Raw genomic sequence first — 1,252 nt, forward strand, 5'->3', positions numbered from 1 at the left:
CAGGGGCAGGTCGAGCCCGGCCCGCAGCGGCTCGTGCAGCAGGGCCATCACCTGCCCGCAGATGCCCAGCCCAAACCACTCGGGGTTGTACGTTGCGGGGTCAGACTCTGCCAGACGGGGATTCTGCCGGTAGGCCTGGCACAGATTATCCAGTCCGCGCTGCACCTGCGGCACTACGGCCGGGTTGTGGTACGCCACCGACCACGCCACTTCGTAGGCCTTAGCCAGCAGTTGCAGCTGCACCTGGCTCAGCGGCTTTTCCGCCCTGAGCAGTCCGCTCAGTTCCTTGTTCACGCGCTGCTCAAGGGCCACCAGCACCTCCGGCCCGGGGCCCGGGCGCGTGACCGGCGGGGGCGCGGTGCCCTGCTTTTCACTGGCCGGAATCGGCATAAAGCCTTCGGGGTGAGTGTAAAGGCCGTACAGGCCCCGGGTGGGCTCCGTCATGGGCTTTTGGTAGGCTTCCCAGGTTTGGCCGTAGGCCCAGATGGGGCCGTTGCTTTGCAGCGTGAGCCGGACGCTCTTCTTGCCCTTGGTGCTTTGCCGCGGCAGCGGCAGGGTGGTGTAGTAAAAGCGCCCCTGGGTGAGCGGGGCGTCGCTGCCCAGGTCCAGCAGGTCGATATCGCCGAGGTGGCGGTAGCCCACCTGCATGCCGTCGCAGAGCAACACCAAGCGGTTGTGGTTCACGTCGGAGCCCCACAGGCGGAGCGTGACGTAGTTCTGGGCCGCCGGGTCGACCGCCATTCGGCAGGTCAGCTTGCCGCCCTGCCAGGTGGGCGTGGCCAGCGGCAGCAGCGTGCGGGCCGGTTCACGCAGGCCCCCGACGATGACCTGGCTTTTTTCGGCCGTAAGCTGGTGGTTTTTCTCCGAAGCCGCGTTGCCGAACGTGAGCTGGTCGGTGGCCCGGGATTGTTGGGCCCGGGCCACGCTTGCGGTCAACAGGGCCAGCGTGCCCACCCGAAGCAGGGTTTGGCCAGTGGCGTTACAAGTTGTTTTCATTGCGAAAAACGGTCGTTAAACAGAGCTGATACAGCATTGCCCGGCTGAGCCAGCGCAGGCCGCCCCGAGATAATCGGTTCAGCCTGCCCCAACTCAGCCGGGCAAAGCACTGCCGGGCGGGCAGGGTCGCAGCTGCAGCACCAGTTATTCCACCACCAGGCGCTTGGTGATGAGGCCCGCCGCCGTTTGCAGGCGCAGAGTGTACACCCCGGCGGCCAGCCCCGCTAGCGGCATCGTCCGCTCGGTGCCGGCCGCC

The 1,252-nt window shown here is 66.9% G+C and carries 1 protein-coding gene; it reads right to left on the bottom strand.

The genetic code is table 11. The features are described from left to right. On the bottom strand, positions 1–996 hold a 996-nt coding region (locus ACYVDE_RS23245; protein ID WP_460503906.1), incomplete at its 3' end, for a hypothetical protein. Between the last annotated feature and the right edge of the window lie 256 nt (positions 997–1,252).

Source organism: Hymenobacter agri (genome assembly GCF_054778495.1).